Annotated in this window: 15 protein-coding genes and 4 pseudogenes; 18 read left to right on the forward strand and 1 reads right to left on the reverse strand. The window is 67.4% G+C overall.

What is annotated here, in order from left to right; genetic code table 11:
• Positions 1-50 precede the first annotated feature (50 nt).
• The 15 genes and pseudogenes from fabG to ACSJDS_RS09075 all read left to right on the forward strand — a co-directional run bounded on the left by fabG (position 51) and on the right by ACSJDS_RS09075 (position 13,323).
• A complete protein-coding gene (gene fabG, locus ACSJDS_RS09005; RefSeq protein ID WP_473032971.1) occupies positions 51-794 on the forward strand; it encodes a 3-oxoacyl-ACP reductase FabG in 744 nt (247 codons plus the stop codon).
• A 122-nt stretch (positions 795-916) separates the two neighbouring features.
• Positions 917-1,150 (forward strand): acyl carrier protein, encoded by a 234-nt coding sequence (gene acpP, locus ACSJDS_RS09010; protein WP_008956801.1) that lies wholly within the window; start codon positions 917-919, stop codon positions 1,148-1,150.
• Between the two features lie 190 nt (positions 1,151-1,340).
• Positions 1,341-2,017 (forward strand): annotated as a pseudogene (locus ACSJDS_RS09015) (beta-ketoacyl synthase N-terminal-like domain-containing protein); the annotation flags it as partial.
• A 9-nt stretch (positions 2,018-2,026) separates the two neighbouring features.
• Positions 2,027-2,578, forward strand: a complete 552-nt coding sequence (locus ACSJDS_RS09020) for a beta-ketoacyl-[acyl-carrier-protein] synthase family protein (RefSeq protein ID WP_473035006.1) — start codon at positions 2,027-2,029, stop codon at positions 2,576-2,578.
• Positions 2,575-3,402 carry an aminodeoxychorismate lyase gene (gene pabC / locus ACSJDS_RS09025; protein ID WP_473032972.1) on the forward strand — a complete coding sequence of 276 codons (828 nt, stop codon included), beginning with the start codon at positions 2,575-2,577 and terminating at the stop codon, positions 3,400-3,402. Before ACSJDS_RS09020 ends, pabC begins: the two co-directional genes overlap by 4 nt.
• A 16-nt stretch (positions 3,403-3,418) precedes the next feature.
• Entirely contained in the window at positions 3,419-4,420 is a 1,002-nt protein-coding gene (gene mltG / locus ACSJDS_RS09030) for an endolytic transglycosylase MltG (RefSeq protein ID WP_473032973.1), read from the forward strand.
• A gap of 185 nt (positions 4,421-4,605) precedes the next feature.
• Positions 4,606-5,237 (forward strand): annotated as a pseudogene (gene tmk / locus ACSJDS_RS09035) (dTMP kinase).
• Positions 5,234-6,242 (forward strand): annotated as a pseudogene (locus ACSJDS_RS09040) (DNA polymerase III subunit delta'). Before tmk ends, ACSJDS_RS09040 begins: the two co-directional pseudogenes overlap by 4 nt.
• 26 nt (positions 6,243-6,268) lie before the next feature.
• Positions 6,269-6,640 carry a PilZ domain-containing protein gene (locus ACSJDS_RS09045; protein ID WP_473032974.1) on the forward strand — a complete coding sequence of 124 codons (372 nt, stop codon included), beginning with the start codon at positions 6,269-6,271 and terminating at the stop codon, positions 6,638-6,640.
• Positions 6,641-6,652: 12 nt separating this feature from the next.
• Positions 6,653-7,497: pseudogene (locus tag ACSJDS_RS09050) on the forward strand (TatD family hydrolase).
• Between the two features lie 35 nt (positions 7,498-7,532).
• The gene (locus ACSJDS_RS09055) at positions 7,533-8,087 is read left to right on the forward strand and encodes a DUF1285 domain-containing protein (RefSeq protein WP_473032975.1); all 555 of its coding nucleotides are present in this window, start codon (positions 7,533-7,535) and stop codon (positions 8,085-8,087) included.
• On the forward strand, positions 8,084-10,303 hold the full coding sequence (locus tag ACSJDS_RS09060) for an ATP-dependent helicase (protein WP_473032976.1): 2,220 nt from the start codon (positions 8,084-8,086) through the stop codon (positions 10,301-10,303). Before ACSJDS_RS09055 ends, ACSJDS_RS09060 begins: the two co-directional genes overlap by 4 nt.
• A 313-nt stretch (positions 10,304-10,616) precedes the next feature.
• The gene (locus tag ACSJDS_RS09065; protein ID WP_473032977.1) at positions 10,617-11,186 is read left to right on the forward strand and encodes a sulfurtransferase; all 570 of its coding nucleotides are present in this window, start codon (positions 10,617-10,619) and stop codon (positions 11,184-11,186) included.
• 274 nt (positions 11,187-11,460) lie between these two features.
• Positions 11,461-12,201, forward strand: a complete 741-nt coding sequence (locus ACSJDS_RS09070) for a Gfo/Idh/MocA family oxidoreductase (RefSeq protein ID WP_473032978.1) — start codon at positions 11,461-11,463, stop codon at positions 12,199-12,201.
• 12 nt (positions 12,202-12,213) lie between these two features.
• Positions 12,214-13,323 carry a DegT/DnrJ/EryC1/StrS family aminotransferase gene (locus tag ACSJDS_RS09075; protein WP_473032979.1) on the forward strand — a complete coding sequence of 370 codons (1,110 nt, stop codon included), beginning with the start codon at positions 12,214-12,216 and terminating at the stop codon, positions 13,321-13,323.
• A 210-nt stretch (positions 13,324-13,533) separates the two neighbouring features.
• Here ACSJDS_RS09075 and ACSJDS_RS09080 read toward each other — a convergent pair whose 3' ends face one another.
• The gene (locus ACSJDS_RS09080; protein WP_473032980.1) at positions 13,534-15,201 is read right to left on the reverse strand and encodes an electron transfer flavoprotein-ubiquinone oxidoreductase; all 1,668 of its coding nucleotides are present in this window, start codon (positions 15,199-15,201) and stop codon (positions 13,534-13,536) included.
• A 365-nt stretch (positions 15,202-15,566) separates the two neighbouring features.
• On the opposite strand from ACSJDS_RS09080, the gene ACSJDS_RS09085 reads away from it, so the two are divergent.
• The 3 genes from ACSJDS_RS09085 to ACSJDS_RS09095 all read left to right on the forward strand — a co-directional run bounded on the left by ACSJDS_RS09085 (position 15,567) and on the right by ACSJDS_RS09095 (position 18,297).
• The gene (locus ACSJDS_RS09085; RefSeq protein ID WP_473032981.1) at positions 15,567-16,316 is read left to right on the forward strand and encodes an electron transfer flavoprotein subunit beta/FixA family protein; all 750 of its coding nucleotides are present in this window, start codon (positions 15,567-15,569) and stop codon (positions 16,314-16,316) included.
• Between the two features lie 13 nt (positions 16,317-16,329).
• Positions 16,330-17,256: an electron transfer flavoprotein subunit alpha/FixB family protein gene (locus ACSJDS_RS09090; protein WP_473032982.1), complete on the forward strand. Its 927-nt coding sequence runs from the start codon at positions 16,330-16,332 to the stop codon at positions 17,254-17,256.
• 429 nt (positions 17,257-17,685) lie between these two features.
• Entirely contained in the window at positions 17,686-18,297 is a 612-nt protein-coding gene (locus ACSJDS_RS09095) for a superoxide dismutase (protein WP_473032983.1), read from the forward strand.
• The last annotated feature ends 113 nt before the right edge of the window (positions 18,298-18,410 follow it).

An 18,410-nucleotide genomic window follows, 5' to 3' on the forward strand; every position in this document is an offset into this window, starting at 1 on the left:
CCGCCGGGGCGACAGCCCCAGTTCAAACAGCATGGATATCGGGAACAGCTATGACGAGCGAACGCAGAATCGCCCTGGTGACAGGCGCCAGTCGCGGCATCGGCCGCGCTATCGCCCATGAACTGGGTCGCCAGGGACGAGTGGTGATCGGTACGGCCACCACCGAAGCCGGCGCGGAAAGGATCGACGAGGACCTGCGTGCCAGTGGCATCGAGGGGGGCGGTCGCGCCCTGGACGTGACCGATCCGGCCAGCGTGGAGGCGCTGGTCAAGGCGGTTGGCGAGGAGTTCGGCGCACCGACCATCCTGGTCAACAATGCCGGTATCACGCGTGACAACCTGCTGATGCGCATGAAGGAAGACGAATGGGATGCGGTGATCGACACCAATCTCAAGTCGGTCTATCGCGTCACCAAGGCCTGTCTGCGAGGCATGACCCGCGCCCGCTTCGGCCGCATCGTCAACATCAGCTCGGTGGTGGCGACCATGGGCAATCTGGGGCAGAGCAACTATGCTGCCGCCAAGGCCGGCATGGAGGGTTTCACCCGCGCGCTGGCCCGTGAGGTCGCCACACGGGCGATCACCGTCAACGCGGTGGCGCCGGGCTTCATCGCCACCGACATGACGCGGGCCCTGCCCGAAGAGCAGCACAAGGCGCTGCTGACCCAGATTCCGCTGGCCCGACTGGGCGAGCCTGAAGAGATTGCGGCCGCGGTGGGCTTTCTCACCGGGGAGAGTGCCGGCTACATTACCGGCGAGACCCTGCAGGTCAACGGCGGCATGAACATGCGTTGAAGCCCTTGTTTGTCGGCGGTTGCGCCGACGGGGGGCGTCTATAAACTACCCCGCAGCTTGAGGTTGCGGACCACCCGGCTGGTCATCAGAACGGCTAACGTGAACGACTGGAGTACGTCATAATGAGCACCATCGAAGAGCGCGTGAAGAAGGTTGTGGCCGAGCGCCTGAACGTCAAGGAAGAGGATATCCAGAACAGCTCCTCCTTCACCGAAGATCTGGGCGCCGATTCCCTGGACACCGTCGAGCTGGTCATGGCGCTCGAAGAGGAATTCGACACCGAGATTCCCGATGAAGAAGCCGAGAAGATCACCACCGTTCAGGAAGCCATCGACTACGTCAACGCCCATCAGTAAAGGCGTGGTAGTCACTGCTTGCTGAGTGAGAGGCCCCTACCTCAGGGCCGTGGAAAGCCGTCCTGATCACCAGGACGGCTTTTCGTATTGTGGGGCAGCCGATGCCCAAGCGGTGCGATGTTCGTTATAATGCGCGCAATGGCGACCCCGCTGACGGGTCGTGTCACCAAGGTTGTCTGGAGGAGTGCTGATGGCTCGTAGAGTAGTGGTGACCGGGCTGGGTCTGGTTACGCCGGTGGGCAACACCGTCAAGGAAAGCTGGGCCAACATCCTGGCAGGCAAGAGCGGTATTGCCCCCATCGAGCATTTCGATGCCAGTGGCTTCAATACCCGCTTCGGGGGGTCGGTCAAGGGCTTCGATATCAGCCCCTACCTAAATCCCAAGGACGCTCGCAAGATGGACCTGTTCATCCAGTATGGCGTGGCCGCGGGCGCACAGGCCATCAGCGATGCCGGCATCGAATGCACCGAGGAGAACGCCCCGCGCATCGGCGTGGCGATCGGCTCCGGCATCGGCGGGCTGCCGATGATCGAGCATAACCACAATGCCCTGAACAAGGGCGGCGCGCGGCGCGTATCGCCGTTCTTCGTGCCCGGCTCGATCATCAACATGATCTCCGGCAACCTGGCGATCCAGCACGGTTTTCGCGGGCCCAACATCGCCATCACCACGGCCTGCACCACCGGGACGCACAACATCGGTTACAGCGCCCGCACCATCGCCTATGGCGATGCCGATGTCATGATCTGCGGCGGTGCCGAGATGGCAACCACGCCGCTGGGTCTCGGCGGCTTTCTGCCGCCCGGGCGCTGTCGACCCGCAACGAGGCGCCGGAAGCGGCCAGCCGCCCCTGGGACCGCGACCGCGATGGGTTCGTGCTTTCCGACGGCGCCGGGGTGCTGGTGCTCGAGGAGTATGAGCATGCCAAGGCCCGCGGCGCGACCATCTACGCCGAGCTGAGCGGCTTTGGCATGAGCGATGACGCCTACCACATGACCGCGCCGCCGGTCGACGGTAGCGGGGCGGCGCTTTCCATGCGCAATGCGGTTCGCGATGCCGGCATCGATGCCTCGACCATCGACTATATCAATGCTCATGGCACTTCCACGCCGGCCGGCGACCTGGCCGAGAGCCGCGCCGTTCAGGCGGTGATGGGGGAGGCGGCCAAGTCGGTGGCGGTGAGCTCCACCAAGTCGATGATCGGCCACCTGCTGGGAGCCGCCGGGGCCGTCGAGGCGGTCTTCTCGGTGCTTGCCATCCGCGACCAGGTGGCGCCGCCCACCATCAACCTGGACAATCCTCAGGAGGGCTGCGATCTGGACTATGTGCCGCACACTGCCCGCGAGATGAAGGTCGAGGTGGCGTTGTCCAACTCCTTCGGCTTCGGCGGCACCAACGGTACCCTGCTCTTCACCAAGGTGGGATGAGCGAGGCGCAGCTGCCGGAGCCGGCCGCGGTGCCCCTGGACGACCGCGGCCTGGCCTACGGCGACGGGCTGTTCGAGACCGTGCTAGTGCGTGACGGCATCCCGCTGCTCTGGGCGTTTCACCTGGCACGGCTCGCGCGCGGCTGTGAAGCGCTGGGCCTGCCGATGCCCGCGCGCGACCGCCTCGACAGCTTGCCCGAACGGGTCGGGAAAGAGCTTGGGATACTCAAGCTGATCCTGACCCGCGGCAGCGGTGGACGCGGCTATCTGCCCCCGAGTCAGCCGTCACCGCGCCTTCTCTGGCAAACCCTGCCCTTCGCGCCGCAGCCGTCACGCTGGCGCGCTGGGGTGCGGGTGAGACTGTGTCGGCTGCGCCTTGGCCTCCAGCCGGCCCTGGCGGGTCTCAAGCACCTCAACCGCCTCGAGAATGTCCTGGCTCGCCGCGAGTGGCAGGACCCCGAGGTGGCGGAGGGGCTGCTGTGCGATAGTGACGGTCGACTGATCGAAGCGACCTGCATGAATCTGTTCTGGCAGCGGGGCGGTCGGCTAGAAACTCCGCGTCTCGACCGCTGCGGCGTGGCCGGTACGCTGCGCGCCGCCCTGATGGAGGCGCTGCCCATCGCCGAGGTGGAGGCGGGCCCCGAGGCGCTGCTCGATGCCGAGCTGGCCTGGCTGGGCAATTCGGTGCAGGGCGTCTGGCCACTGGTCCGCCTCGATGACCCCGAGGGGAGCGAGCTCAAACGCTGGTGGCCGCAGAGCGAGCGCCATCCCCTGCCGGACAAGGCCCATCAGCTGCTGGGCTATCTACACCCTGACCTGAGATGACACGACGAGGACGCCGATGCGCGTGGTAACAATCCTGCTGGTACTGGCCATTCTGGCCGGTGCGGCGCTGTTCGGTGGCTATCGCTACTGGGAAAGCCGCCTGGAGGCACCCATCGCGGTGGATCAGGCGACCCTCTACGAGGTGCCGCGGGGGGCCGGTTACAATCGGGTGGTGGCGGACCTGGCCGCCAAGGGCATCATTCGCGACGACTGGGCGTTTCGCCTGCTGACCCGAGTGGAGCCCGAGTCGATTCCGCAGCTGCGTGCCGGCGAGTACATGCTCGAACCGGGGATGAGCGGGCGCGACCTGATCGACCTGCTGGGCAGCGACCGCGTGGTCACCTATCCGCTGACGATTCCCGAGGGGTGGACGTTTCGCCAGATGCGGGCCGCACTGGAGACAGCCCCCAAGCTGGAGAGCCGCACGGCGGGCCTGGAAGACGACGAGGTCATGGCGCTATTGGGGCGCGAGGGGGAGCATCCTGAGGGCTGGTTCTTCCCCGACACCTATCGCTATCACAAGGGCATGAACGACCTGGAGATCCTGCAGCAGGCGCTTTCGCGCATGGAGCGCATCCTCGAGGAGGTGTGGGAGGGGCGCAGCGAGGACCTGACCATCGACACCCCCTATGAGGCGCTGATCATGGCCTCGCTGATCGAGCGCGAAACCGGTGCGCCCGAGGAGCGGCGTGAAATCGCGGGGGTCTTCAAACGGCGCATGGAGCGCGGGATGCGACTGCAGACCGACCCCACGGTGATCTACGGCATGGGCGAGCGCTACGATGGCCGCATCACCCGCGCCGACCTGCGCGAGGCAACGCCCTATAACACCTATGTGATCGACGGCATGCCACCCACGCCGATCGCCATGCCCGGTCGTGCCTCGCTGGAGGCGGCGGTGGACCCGCTGCCGGGCGAGACGCTCTACTTCGTCTCCCGCGGCGACGGCACCCACCACTTCTCGCGCACGCTTCGCGAGCACAATAATGCGGTAAACCGCTATATCCGCAATCGCTAATTGGAGCAGGCATGGGCAATCATGATCCTGACCGGCTTGTGCGGGGCGCCGGGGATAGCCCGGAGAGGAGGTCCTACGCTAGTGACGGCATCGGTAGCGTACAGGGAAGTATTCACAGCGCCTCCTCGCAGGGCTATCGCCGGAAAAGCCCCGAACGGAATGGCAATCAAGGTAAGGGCCGCTTCATCACCCTGGAGGGTGGCGAGGGGGTCGGCAAGTCCACCAACCTCGAGCGGGTGGCCGAGTGGCTGGAGGCGCGAGGCCTGGAGGTCGTGCGGACCCGCGAGCCGGGCGGCACCCCCGCGCCGAGGCCATCCGGGCGCTGCTGCTCGACCCCGGCGGCGACGAGCCGCTGGCCAGGGATGCCGAGCTGCTGCTGATCTTCGCCGCCCGCGCCCAGCACCTGGCCGAGCGTATCCGCCCGGCCCTGGCCCGCGGCGCCTGGGTATTGTGCGACCGCTTTACCGATGCCACCTTCGCCTACCAGGGCGGCGGGCGCGGTATCGAGGCGGCGCGAATCGCCGAGCTGGAAGCCTTCGTACAGCAGGGGCTCGCTCCCGACCTGACGCTGCTGCTGGACATGCCGGTGGACGCTGCCCAGCGGCGGCTCGACGGGCGTTTGACCGCCAGTGGCGGCGTGCGCGACCGCTTCGAGCAGGAGCGGCGCGACTTCTTCGAGGCCGTGCGGCGTGCCTACCTGGCGCGAGCCGAGGCCGAGCCGGAGCGAATCGTCGTGATCGATGCCGATGCCCCCCTCGAGCGTGTCCAGGCGCAACTCGAAACCTCCCTGGAACAGCGGGTGGCCCCGTGGCTATAGCCCCCGCCGACCCCGCGTCCGCGGTACTGCTGGGCCCGCTGCCCTGGCAGCAGCCGCTATGGCAGCGCTTCCTGGACCTCGCCGGCAGCGGGCGCCTGCCCATGCGCTGCTGCTCTCCGGCCCCCACGGGGTGGGCAAGCAGCAGTTCGCCGAGGCGCTGATTGCCAGGCTGCTGTGCCTCGCCCCGGGGGAGGTGGCCTGCGGCCAGTGCCATGCCTGCCGCATGCTGGCCGCCGGCTACCATCCGGATCTGCTGCGCGTCTCGCCGGAAGAGGGCAAACGCCAGATTCGTATCGACCCCATCCGCGCGGTCAACGGCTTCGTCGCCCAGACCGCGCAGCAGGGCGGCCATCGGGTGATCGTTATTACCCCGGCGGAGGCCATGAACGTGGCCGCCGCTAACGCTCTGCTCAAGAGCCTGGAAGAGCCGGGAGAGCGGACCCAGTTCGTGCTGCTGGCCGATGTGCCTTCGTGCCTGCTGGCCACCGTCCGCTCCCGCTGTCAGCACTGGAGCCTGACGCAGCCCCAGGCCGACCAGAGCCTTGGCTGGCTCACCGAACGGCTGGGCGGCGAGGAGGAAGCGCGCTTCTGGTGGCGGGTCTCGGGGGGCTGCCGCTGCTCGCCACCGAGCTGGCTGCACCGCCGGCACGTGCCTTGCGTCAGCAGCTCCACGAGACCTTCGATGCCCTGGTGCGCGGTGCCGAGCCGGTGGCCGAAGCGGCGCGGCTGGATCGCCAGTCCACCGAGGCGATCCTGTGGTACGGTATCGCCTGGCTGGAAGACCTGATTCGGCTGGGGCTGTCGGGCGACGGCGCACGGGTCCGCAATGCCGACCTGCTGCCGCTCTATCGCCAGGCGGTCAAGAACGCCCGGGTGCGCGACTGGTTCCGTCTGCTGGACTATGCGCGTGAACAGCGTCGGCTGCTGGCGGCCGGCGGCAACCCCAATCCCCAGCTGGTCCTCGAGGCCTGGCTGGTTCGCTGGTCCGCTCTGCTGCGTTCCTGACGCCGGAGCCACGGGAGGAGAATGCCATGGCTGCACAGAAGGCGCTGTCGCTGACCATCCAGGATGAGCAGACCCTGCTCTCCGCCTACATGCCACTGCTGGAGCGGGGCGGCATCTTCGTGCCCACCCGCGAGCGCTACGAGCTCGGCCAGGAGGTGTACCTGCTGCTGACATTGCCCGGCGATCAGGAGCGGGTCCCGGTGACCGGCCAGGTGGTATGGGTCTCGCCGGACGGTGTGGCTGGCCGCCGGGTGCCGGGTATCGGCATCCATTTCAGCCCCGAGGACCAGGCCGTACGCGATCGGATCGAAACCCTGCTGGCCGGCCAGCTGAATAAGGGGGAGCCACCTACACCCTATGAGCGGTGCCGGCCGCTGTCCCTGTCACTCACCCTTTGAGCCTGATTCTGCATGTTTGTCGACTCCCACTGCCATCTCGACCGTCTCGACCCCGCACCCACGGTGGCGACCTCGCCGCCGTTCTGGCCGTGGCCCGCGCCCGCGATGTCCGCCAGTTCCTGGCCATTGCCGTGACCCTGGAGGAGCTGCCGGGCATCGCCGCCATCGCTCGGGCCCATGAGGACGTGGTGATCTCCGCCGGGGTGCACCCGCTGCATCGGGTGGAGGAAGAGCCGAGCGTCGAGGCGATCAAGGAGGCCGCCGAGCGCTATGGCGTCGTGGCCATCGGCGAGTGCGGCCTCGACTACCACTACCTGGAGAAGTCACCCGAGACGGTGCCCTCTCGGGAGGTCCAGCGTGAGCGCTTTCGCCGTCAGCTGATCGCCGCCACCGAGCTCGAGTTGCCGGTGATCGTGCATACCCGCGACGCCCGGGAAGAAACCCTCGCGATGATTCGCGAGCACACCGACCCGGCCATCGGTGGCGTGCTGCACTGCTTTACCGAGGACCTGGAGATGGCCCGGGAGGCGGTGCGTCACGGCTTCTTTATTTCGCTGTCGGGGATCGTCACCTTCCGTAACGCCGAGTCGCTGCGCGATGTGGCCCGGCGGGTACCGCTGGATCGATTGCTGATCGAGACCGACAGTCCCTACCTGGCACCGGTGCCCCATCGCGGCAAGCCCAATGAGCCAGCCTGGGTGGTGGAGGTCGCCGAATGCATCGCCGCCGAGCGCGGCATCAGCGTCGATGAAGTGGCGATGCAGACCACCGCCAATTTCTACCGCCTCTTCCCCGCCGCCGCTCCCGAGGCCCCGGCCGAGGTGCGCCAGGCCCTGGCCCGCGCCGGGCTGGTATAGACTGACAGTAACGCGCCATGCCGGAGACTGCCGCCATGAATCTGGAGCCGCTGATCGAGCATGTCGACCCGACCGGCGAGATACCGCCCGTGGACCGCTGGCATCCCGAGCGAGTCGGGGAGATGGACCTGGTGATCGAGGCCGACGGCCGCTGGATCCACGAGGGCGGCGTGATCGCCCGGCCGCGCCTGGTGAGGCTGCTTTCCACCGTGCTGCGCCGTGACGACGACGGCCATGTCTACCTGGTGACGCCGGCGGAGAAGCAGCGCATCCGGGTCGTCGACCGCCCCTTCGTGGTCGTCGATGCCGAGCGTGACGCGGCGGGCCGCTGGTGGCTGACCACCAACGTCGGGGACCGGCTGAGCCTGGATGATGAGCACCGCCTGCGGGTGACCGAGACCCCCGACGGCGAGCCTGTGCCCGAGGTGCCGGTGCGCTTTGGGCTCGCCGCACGCCTGGGGCGCAACGTCTTCTATCGGCTGGTGGAAGCTGCCGAGCAGCGCCGGTGCCAGGACGGCCGCCTGGAGCTGGGGCTGACCAGCGCCGGCGTCTGGCAGCCGCTCGGCGAACTGCCCGACGAGGCCCCGTGAGACTCACCGCCGAGCAGCGCGCCGTGGTGTCGCATGGCGCCGGTCATGCCCGGGTGGCCGCCGTGGCCGGCTCCGGCAAGACCACCACGCTGGTGGCCCGGGTGCTGCAGTTGCTCGCGCGGGGCGTGCCGGCGGCGCGTATCCTGGTGCTGATGTTCAACCGCTCGGCCCGTGACGACTTTCAGGCACGCTTGGCCGCGCTGGCCCCGCCCGGTCAGCGCCTGCCGGACGTACGCACCTTTCACTCCCTGGGGCATCGCCTGACCGGAAGCCTGACCCGCTGGGGAGCCCTGTCGCCGCGTCGGCTGCTGTCCGCCGACTGGCAGGTCGAGCGGCTGCTGCGGCAGGCCTCCCTGGAGGCGCTAGGCGACGACCCGGAGCGCCGCGAGAGCGCGCTGGAAGCCGAGACCCTCGATGCCCTGGCGCATTTCTGCGGGCTGGTGAAGGCCGAGATGGCACCCCCGGCGGCGCTCTATGAGCGACTCGACTTCGGTGCGGAGACCGCCCACTTCGTGGATGCCTTCCAGCGGCTCGAAGAGCTGCTCGCCGAGCACGGCCTGATGACCTACTCGGATCTGCTCTACCGCCCCCTGCGCGCCCTGGAGGCCGACCCGGCCCTGACCGCCCGGGTCCAGGGCTTTCTCGATCAGGTGATCATCGACGAGTACCAGGACATCAACCAGGCCCAGCTGCGCCTGCTCGCCACCCTGGCCGGGCGTGACGCCGCAGTGATGGCGGTAGGCGATGCCAATCAGTGCATCTACGAGTGGCGCGGTGCCCACCCCGACACCATGCGCGAGCACTTCACCGCCACCTTCGGGTCGGCCACCGACTATCCGCTCTCTACCACCTTTCGCCACGGCCATGCCCTGGCGCTGGCGGCCAACCACGCCATCGCCGCCAACCGCCGCCGGCCCGATCAGCTGTGCCTGGCGGCTCCCGGTAACCCGGTCACCACCCTGGCGGTGGAGAGCGGCCCCGGCGCGCTGCTCGTCGAGCTGGCCGGCTGGCAACGGGCGGGGAGGCGTCTCGACGAGGCCTGTCTGCTGGTGCGCAGCTGGGCGCTGTCGGTGCCGTTCCAGCTTCAGCTGCTGCAGGCCGGCATTCCCTTCCGGCTCTCCCGGGAGGATCGCTTCGTGTTTCGCCTGCCCCTGGTGCAGGCCTTGGCCGGCTATCTGCGCCTGGCGCTGAGCCCCGGACTGCTGCACGACCCGGCGCTGCTGCAGCGGCTGCTCGAGCAGCCCACCCCCTTCGTGGCTCGAGAACGTCTTGCTGCCCTGGCCAGGCGACTGGCCGAGAGCCAGAGTTTTCCCGATCGCCACGACCCGCTGCTGGCGGGGCTCAAGCCGATCCAGCGGCGCAATCTCTCGCGACGCTGGCAGCTGCTATGCGAGCTGCCGCGGCTCGCCGGCTGGTCGCCGGCGCGGCTGCTGACCCACGTGGTCGACAGCCTGGATGCCGAGAAGGTGCTCAAGCGGGCCGCCGCGCGCCGCGAGAAGGGCGAGGAGGACGTGCGACTGCTCGACGTGCTGGTCGAGCAGGCCGCGGAAGTCCGCGACATCGGGGCCTTCATCGAGCTGCTGGAACGACCGGTGGAGAACCACAGCAGCGGGCTGCTGATCACCACCGTACACGGTGCCAAGGGGTTGGAGTGGCCGCTGGTGGCCGTGGGCGGCGCCAACGAGGAGGACTTTCCCCACTATGGTCGCGACAATCCCCTCACCGTCGACCGGCTCGAGGAGGAGCGGCGGCTGTTCGATGTGGCCATCACCCGCGCCCGCGAACGGCTGCTGATCCTCCACGACGGCGGCGCGCACCGTCCCAGCCGCTTCATCGGCGAAACGTCCTGGCAGGACTGCCTGCGAGTGGCGGCGCGGCTGGACGACGGGGCAGGGGAGGCTCAGGCGCCGCTGGTGGTGGGCTCGCCGGCCCGGGTGGCCGGCTATTTGGCGGCGCTGGGGCGTGAGCTGCCGCTCGCGCCGCTAGCCGCCGACGGGGTGGCCGAGGACGGCCCCGCCTGGGAGGCGGCGGCGTATCATCCCGGTCAGCGCCTGCGCCATGCGGTGTTCGGCGAAGGCGAAGTGACCGTGGTGGAGGGGGACCCGGCCGACCCGGTGATCGAGGTGCACTTCCGCCAGTCCGGCCGCCGGCGTCTGTTGGCCAGGCGCGCCCCCATCGAGCGCCTCGCCGCCGATCCGTCGTCGGCGGATTCCTGAGCGGGGCCGAGTCGTGAATGAGCCAAGTCCTGGGAAAGGAGAGAGACCATGTCGAACGTGCTGATTTCCGCGGCGGAGCTGGCCGAGGCGCTGCGGGGGCGCATCCGCCCCGGGTGCTGGACTGTCGGGCGCGGCTCGGTGAGCCGGAGGCCGGGCGACGGCTGTGGCAGGCAGGGCATGTGCCGGGCAGCCAGCACCTGGATCTGGATCGTGACCTGGCTGGCACGCCGGGGGAGGCCGGTCGTCACCCGCTGCCGAGCCAGGGCGCCTTTACGGCCACGCTGCAGCGTCTCGGCCTCTCCCCGAGCGGCCGGTGGTGGTCTACGACGACATGGGCGGTCAGCTGGCCGCGGCCCGGGCCTGGTGGATGCTGGCCTGCTGGGCGGGGCATCCCGAGGTGCGGGTGCTGGACGGTGGCCTGCGGGCCTGGCAGGTGCAGGGCGGCGAGCTACCGCTGAGCAGCGACGCCGCCGAGCCCGCCCCCAGCGACTGGCAGCCGGATTTCGCCGAGGCCGCCCGGGTCGACGCCGACCGGGTCTTTTCCGGACGCGAGCTGAAGCTCGATGCCCGCAGTCTCGAGCGCTTTCGCGGCGAGGTCGAGCCCATCGACCCGGTGGCGGGGCATATCCCCGGCGCCCGCTGCCGGCCCAGCCCCGCCAACCTGGCCGAGGATGGCCGCTTCAAGCCGGCGGCCGAGCTGGTGGCCGAACTACCCGAGGCGTCGGCGATCATTGCCTACTGCGGCTCAGGGGTTACCGCCTGCCACAACATCCTGGCCTATGCCATCGCCGGTCGTCCCCTGCCGCGCCTCTATGCCGGCTCCTGGAGCGAGTGGATCCGCGATCCCTCGCGGCCGGTGGCGCGTGGCGGCCAGGCGAAGTAGGCTTGACCCTCAATCGATTTACGGCCCAAGGCTGACCACGACCAAGGGAGAGGGACATGAATTTCGCGCTGATTGGCGCCGCCGGCTATATCGCACCGCGTCATATGCAGGCCATCAAGGAGACCGGCCACTCGCTGGTGGCGGCCTACGACCTCAACGATTCGGTGGGCATCATCGACTCCATCTCGACGAACTGCGCTTTTTTTACCGAGTTCGAATATTTTCTCGAGCACGCCTGGCGGCTGCGGCGCCGGGGGAAGGAGCACTGGACTATATGGTGGTCTGCTCGCCTAACCACCTGCACAGCGCCCACATCGTCGCCGGCCTGCAGCTGGGCTGCGACGTCATCTGCGAAAAGCCGCTGGTGCCGACGCCCGAGCAGCTCGACGAGCTGCGCCTGGTGGAGGAGGAGACCGGTCGCCAGGTGTACAGCATCATGCAGCTGCGTCATCACCCGGCGATCCATGAGCTGCGCGACAAGGTGCTTGCCGAACAGCGCGACAGCAAGTACGAGGTCGAGCTCACCTACATCACCGCCCGGGGCCCCTGGTACCTGGCGAGCTGGAAGGGGGACCCGCGCAAGTCCTTCGGGGTGGTGGCCGAGATCGGCATCCACTTCTTCGACATGCTGCACCAGATCTTCGGGGAGCTGGAGCATCAGGTGCTGCACTATAGCGACGACCACAAGGCCGCCGGCTACCTGGAGTACGAGAAGGCCAGGGTGCGCTGGTTCCTGTCCATCGACGAGCAGGACCTGCCCGATGCGGTGCGTGGGCGGCAGTCCACCTACCGCAGCATCACCTGTGACGAGGAGCTCTTCGAGTTCTCCACCGGCTTCACCGACCTGCACACCGTCAGCTACCGCGAGATCCTGGCCGGTCGCGGCTTCGATATCGAGACCGTGCGCCACTGCCTGGAAACCGTGACGGCGATTCGCGCCGCGACCCCCGAGTCGCCGCGCCAGGGCGAGGGCCACCCGCGGATGCTGGAGCTGGGATTGGCCACCAGCGTATAGGGAGGCGCTACCATGCAGTTCATCGATCTGGCCGCCCAGCAGGCGCGCATCAAGCCGCAGCTCGATGCGGCCATTGCCCGCGTGCTGGCCCATGGCCGCTATGTCCTTGGGCCGGAGGTGGAGGCGCTCGAGCAGCGGTTGGCCGACTACGTCGGCGTGTCACACTGTATCGGCTGCGCCAACGGCACCGACGCCCTGCAGATCGCCCTGATGGCGCTGGAGATCGGCCCGGGCGACGAGGTGATCGTGCCCGGCTTCACCTTTGTCGCCTCGGCGGAGAGCGTGGCGCTGGTGGGGGCCAGGCCCGTCTACGTGGACATCGATCCCGACACCTACCTGCTCGACCCGGCTCGACTCGAGGCGGCGATTACGCCGCGCACCCGCGCCATCATGCCGGTGTCGATGTTCGGTCAGTGTGCCGACATGGCGGCGATCGAGGCGGTGGCCGACCGCCACGGGCTGGCGGTGGTCGAGGATGCCGCCCAAAGCTTCGGGGCGACCCAGCGCGGCCGGCGCTCGGGGAGCCTCAGCCGTGTCGCCACCACCAGCTTCTTTCCCAGCAAGCCGCTAGGGGCCTATGGCGACGGCGGCGCGCTGTTCACCGACGACCCCGCACTTGCCGAGGCGATTCGCCTGGTGGCGCGTCACGGCGAGGCCAGGCGCTACCATCATGTTTGCCTGGGCATGAACAGCCGGCTCGATACCCTGCAGGCCGCCGTGCTACTGGCCAAGCTGGACATCTTCGACGAGGAGGTGGCGCTGCGCCAGGCGGCGGCCGGGCGCTATGACCGGCTGCTTCAGCAGGCGGGAATCACCACCGCACCGGTGCTCGCGCCTGGCAACACCAGCGTCTATGCCCAGTACAGCCTCCGAGTGGCCAACCGGGAGGCAGTGCAGCGCCGGCTTGCCGATGCCGGCATTCCGACCGCCGTTCACTACCCGCAGCCGCTCAACCGCCAGCCGGCGGTAGCGGACCCGGAGAGCCGGCTGCCGGTGACCGACGGCGTCTGCGCGGCGATTCTCAGCCTGCCGATGCACCCTTATCTCGAGGCCGAGCAGCAGCAGCGGGTCGTGGAGGCCCTGGTGAAGGCCTTGGAAGAGGAAGGAAACGGTCCTGTCTGAAGGGGGCTCGATCCCCAGGGCGGCGACACTGTGCGGGAGTTTGCAGATGGTTCGTTGCACAGTGGGCTGAATCAGTTATGCAGCCCTATGGTGGGAGGCCGGCTCTGCCGGGCGAAGTCGCCGAAGGCGACCCGTTTGTAGCGCGGAGCGCTACTTCGCGAGCTGAAGCTCCCTCCCACAAATTCGTTTCGCGCCTGTCCGTCTAGAGTCTTACATATTGGGGTAGTTGGGCCCGCCGCCGCCCTCCGGCGCCACCCAGGTGATGTTCTGGGCCGGGTCCTTGATGTCGCAGGTCTTGCAGTGCACGCAGTTCTGGAAGTTGATCTGGAACTGCGGTTTGCCCTCGTCGTCTTCCACGACCTCGTAGACCCCCGCCGGGCAGTAGCGCTGGGCGGGCTCGGCGTACTCGGGCAGGTTATCGCGGATCGGCAGCTCGGGGTCGGCCAGCTTCAGGTGGCAGGGCTGGTCCTCCTCGTGGTTGGTGTTCGACAAAAACACCGAGGAGAGCTTGTCGAAGGAGAGCTTGCCGTCGGGCTTGGGGTAGTCGATCTTCTCGAACTCGCTGGCCGGTTTGAGCGTGGCGTGGTCCGGGGTGGTGTCGTGGACGTTGGGCAGCCTGCCGCCGAGCAGCTGGTTGACGAAGTTGTAGGCGCCGCCGCCCACGGTGCCGTACTTGTGGATCGCTGGGCCGAAGCTGGCGCTCTCCTTGAGCTCGGCATAAGCCCAGCTGGCCTCCCACTTCTCGGTAAAGGCGGCGAGCTCGGTGCCCCCTTCATCACCGGCGGCGACGGCCTCGAACACCGCCTCGGCGGCCACCAGGCCGGACTTCATGGCGGTATGCAGTCCCTTGATCTTGGAGAAGTTCAGGGTGCCGGCATCGCAGCCGACCAGCAGGCCGCCGGGGAAGGTCATCTTGGGCAGGCAGTTGAGGCCGCCCTTGGTGATGGCTCGGGCACCGTAGGAGACCCGCTTGCCGCCTTCCAGGTGCTTGGCGAGCACCGGGTGATGCTTCATGCGCTGGAACTCGTCGAAGGGGGAGAGCCACGGATTCTGATAGGAGAGATCCATGATCAGGCCGACCACCACCTGCTGGTTCTCGGCGTGGTAGAGGAACCAGCCGCCGTGGGTCTTCTTGTCCAGCGGCCAGCCGGAGCCGTGCAGCACCAGGCCGGGCTCGTGCTGCTCGGCGGGGATGTCCCAGAGCTCCTTCAGGCCGATGCCGTAGTGCTGCGGGTCCTTGCCCTCGTCGAGCTTGAACTCTTCGATCAGCCGCTTGCCCAGATGGCCGCGACAGCCCTCGGCGAACAGGGTGTACTTGGCGCGCAGCTCCATGCCCGGCATATGGCCGTCCTTGGGCTGCCCATCGGCGCCCACCCCCATGTCGCCGATCAGGATGCCCTTGACCACGCCGTCCTCGACGATCGTCTCCTGGGCGGCGAAGCCGGGGAAGATCTCCACCCCCAGCGTCTCGGCCTGCTCGGCCAGCCAGCGGCACAGGTTGCCGGCGCTGATCACATAGCGGGGCATGTCGCCACCGGTGTTATGCATCGACTTGGGCACCAGGGCGTTGGGGAGCTTCTGGGCCTTCTCGGCGTCCTTGAGCAGGTAGACCTCATCGCGGGTCGCCGGCGTGGTGAGGGGCGCGCCGCGCTCCTCCCAGTCGGGGAAGAGTTCGGCCAGGGCGCGGGGCTCGAAGACCGCGCCGGAGAGGATATGGGCCCCCACCTCGGAGCCCTTCTCCACCACGCACACCGACAGCTCCTGTTCGGCCTCATTGGCCTGCTGCATCAGCCGACAGGCCGCCGACAGGCCTGAAGGGCCGGCGCCGACGATGACCACGTCGAACTCCATCGAATCACGCTCTACTTGCTCTGACATCCGGTTGCTCCTCCCTCACCATCGACGTCACGGCTACGGTCTACCACCAACGTCGAAAGAATTTAAAACGGTCGTTTGCTTCTCGATATTCTCCATGATAGGCATAATAGACGACTCAGGTCACCCCTACGATGGGTAATGTGCGGCGGGAGCCGCGAGAAGCTCCGATCGGCTGGGATTGTTGCCCCGGGTCTGCCTGTGGCACATTAAAAGGGTTTTGCGTTGCGGCGCCTATCAAACGCTTGCATGAAACACACAAAGGCATGCCAGCCGGTTCTAAGGAAACGCCAGCAGGTCCGGTGCGAGTCGGGCGTATCGGCGCTCCCTAACCAGACGGTTCCTACACTGAACCAAGCGAGGACACCATGAAAGTACTCGTCGCGGTCAAACGCGTCATCGACTACAACGTCAAGATCCGGGTCAAGCCGGACAACTCCGACGTCGACCTCACCAACGTCAAGATGGCCATGAATCCCTTCTGCGAGATCGCCGTGGAAGAGGCGGTGCGCCTGAAGGAGAAGGGCGTGGCCACCGAGATCGTCGCGGTGACCATCGGTCCCAAGGCCGCCCAGGAGCAGCTGCGTACCGCGCTGGCGCTGGGCGCCGACCGTGCCGTGCATGTCGAGACCGACGAGCGCGTCGAGTCGCTGGCCGCCGCCAAGCTGCTGGCCAAGGTGGTGGACGAGGAGCAGCCGGGCCTTACGATCCTCGGCAAGCAGGCCATCGACACCGACAACAACCAGACCGGCCAGATGCTCGCCGCCCTGACCGGCCTGCCCCAGGGCACCTTCGCTTCCGAGGTGGTCATCGACGGCGACAAGGCCCAGGTGACTCGCGAGATCGATGGCGGCCTGCAGACCGTCGAGCTCTCCCTGCCCGCTATCGTCACCACCGACCTGCGCTTGAACGAGCCGCGCTACGCCAAGTTGCCCGACATCATGAAGGCCAAGAAGAAGCCGATGGACGTCAAGTCGCCGGCAGACCTGGGCGTCGAGGTGGCCTCCAAGGTCAAGCTGCTCAAGGTCGAGCCGCCGGCCGAGCGCCAGGGCGGCATCAAGGTGGGCTCCGTGGATGAGCTCGTGGACAAACTGAAAAACGAAGCCAAAGTGCTTTGAGGGAGCTGATTTCATGAGCATTCTGGTCCTGGCCGAACATCACGACGGCGCCCTGGTTGGCGCCACTGCCCACGTGGTTGCCGCGGCGCAAGCCATCGGCGGCGACATTGACATCCTGGTGGCGGGCGAGAACGTTGGCGCCGTGGCACAAGCGGCCGCCAAGCTCGACGGTGTGCGCAAGGTCCGCGTGGCCGACAACGCCGCCTACGCCCACCTGCTGGCCGAGCCCACCGCCGCGCTGCTCGCCGAGCTGGCCGGCGACTACAGCCACCTGCTGGCCGCCGCCTCCACCACCGGCAAGAACGTGCTGCCCCGCGTCGCCGCCCTCAAGGACGTCTCCCAGATCTCCGAGATCATCGCGGTGGAGTCCCCGGACACCTTCAAGCGCCCGATCTACGCCGGCAACGCCATCGCCACCGTGCAGAGTGAGGATCCGCTCAAGGTGATCACCGTGCGTGCCACCGGCTTCGATGCCGTTGGCGAAGGCGGTAGCGCCGAGGTCGAAGCGGTGGACGTCGTGGCCGACAACGCCCAGTCCACCTTCGTCAAGGAAGCGCTGGCCGAGTCCGACCGTCCCGAGCTGGGCGCCGCCAAGGTGGTGATCTCCGGCGGTCGCGGCATGGGCAGCGGCGAGAACTTCAAGCTGCTCGAGGGCATCGCCGACAAGCTGGGTGCGGCCATCGGCGCGTCGCGTGCCGCAGTGGACGCCGGCTTCGTGCCCAACGACATGCAGGTGGGCCAGACCGGCAAGATCGTCGCGCCGGAGCTCTACATTGCCGTGGGCATTTCAGGAGCCATCCAGCACCTGGCCGGCATGAAGGACTCCAAGGTGATCGTCGCCATCAACAAGGACGAGGAGGCGCCGATCTTCCAGGTGGCCGACTATGGTCTGGTGGCGGATCTCTTCGAGGCCCTGCCGGAGCTGGAAAGCAAGCTGTAAAAAATGGTTCATCGCACTTTAGCGTGAACATGTTTGGCAGGTTTGATGGTGGGAGGCCGGCTCTGCCGGGCGAAGGCGCCGCAGGCGCCCCATGGGTAGCGCTGAGCGCTACTTCGCGAGCTGAAGCTCCCTCCCACATAGCCTGTTCACGCCAGTCGGCGAAGAACCTAAAAAAGACCGGGATCTTCCCGGTAGCGCTCTCAACGGTCGGTGGCCTCGAGGCGCTACCCCGGCAGCGAGCCGGCCCTCCTGAGAGGGCCGGCTCGCTGCTGTTGGGGTTATAGCCATGGGGAAGCCGGCAGAGGGAGATTGTCAGAGCCTATATAAGCTGATAACGATTTTTATTAGCGCGGTGAACGATGATCTGCCATCCTTGGGGATGAAGTCCACGGGGCCAGCCCCCTTTGCCATCCTTAAGGAGGAGAGATCATGCCGCATACACTGCCCGACCTTCCCTATGGCTATGATGCGCTGGAGCCGTATATCGACACGACGACCATGGAAATTCACCATGGCCGGCATCATCAGACCTACGTCAACAATCTCAATGGCGCCCTGGAGGGGACGGGGCTCGAAGAAGTGCCGGTGGACGAGCTGCTCGCCAATCTCGACCGGGTACCGGAGGACAAGCGCCAGGCGGTGATCAACAACGCCGGCGGCCACTCCAATCACTCCAAGTTCTGGCAGATGATGTCGCCCAAAGGGGGCGGCCAGCCCCAGGGCAAGGTGGCTCAGGCCATCGACAGCGAGCTGGGAGGTTTCGATGCCTTCAAGGACGCCTTCACCAAGGCGGCACTGGGGCGCTTCGGCAGCGGCTGGGCCTGGCTCAGCGTGACCCCGGAGAAGACGCTGGTGGTGGAGAACACCTTGAACCAGGATAGTCCGATCATGCACGGCAATACCCCGGTACTGGGCCTGGATGTCTGGGAACACGCCTACTACCTGAAATATCAGAACAAACGCCCGGACTATGTGGCCGCCTTCTTCAACGTGATCAACTGGGAAGACGTCGAGCGGCGCTACCAGGCCGCCGTTTCCTGATCGCGTCGTACCTCCGCCGACCGTCCTGACGATCGCCGTGGCCTTTGGGTCGCGGCGATCTGCTTAGGGCAGCGCCGCGGTGGTTAAGCGTCTCGCTGCAGAAGGGTGAATGC

It is taken from the genome of Halomonas sp. SL18_1, assembly GCF_055755715.1.

What these genes read in the sequence shown, in the direction of transcription:
- pabC (WP_473032972.1), top strand. Translation starts at nt 2,575, where the DNA reads ATGAGCGAGGCGCAGCTGCCGGAGCCGGCCGCGGTGCCCCTGGACGAC.
- acpP (WP_008956801.1), top strand. Translation starts at nt 917, where the DNA reads ATGAGCACCATCGAAGAGCGCGTGAAGAAGGTTGTGGCCGAGCGCCTG.
- ACSJDS_RS09085 (WP_473032981.1), top strand. Translation starts at nt 15,567, where the DNA reads ATGAAAGTACTCGTCGCGGTCAAACGCGTCATCGACTACAACGTCAAG.
- fabG (WP_473032971.1), top strand. Translation starts at nt 51, where the DNA reads ATGACGAGCGAACGCAGAATCGCCCTGGTGACAGGCGCCAGTCGCGGC.
- mltG (WP_473032973.1), top strand. Translation starts at nt 3,419, where the DNA reads ATGCGCGTGGTAACAATCCTGCTGGTACTGGCCATTCTGGCCGGTGCG.
- ACSJDS_RS09095 (WP_473032983.1), top strand. Translation starts at nt 17,686, where the DNA reads ATGCCGCATACACTGCCCGACCTTCCCTATGGCTATGATGCGCTGGAG.
- ACSJDS_RS09055 (WP_473032975.1), top strand. Translation starts at nt 7,533, where the DNA reads ATGAATCTGGAGCCGCTGATCGAGCATGTCGACCCGACCGGCGAGATA.
- ACSJDS_RS09080 (WP_473032980.1), bottom strand. Translation starts at nt 15,201, where the DNA reads ATGTCAGAGCAAGTAGAGCGTGATTCGATGGAGTTCGACGTGGTCATC.
- ACSJDS_RS09045 (WP_473032974.1), top strand. Translation starts at nt 6,269, where the DNA reads ATGGCTGCACAGAAGGCGCTGTCGCTGACCATCCAGGATGAGCAGACC.
- ACSJDS_RS09090 (WP_473032982.1), top strand. Translation starts at nt 16,330, where the DNA reads ATGAGCATTCTGGTCCTGGCCGAACATCACGACGGCGCCCTGGTTGGC.
- ACSJDS_RS09075 (WP_473032979.1), top strand. Translation starts at nt 12,214, where the DNA reads ATGCAGTTCATCGATCTGGCCGCCCAGCAGGCGCGCATCAAGCCGCAG.
- ACSJDS_RS09070 (WP_473032978.1), top strand. Translation starts at nt 11,461, where the DNA reads ATGGTGGTCTGCTCGCCTAACCACCTGCACAGCGCCCACATCGTCGCC.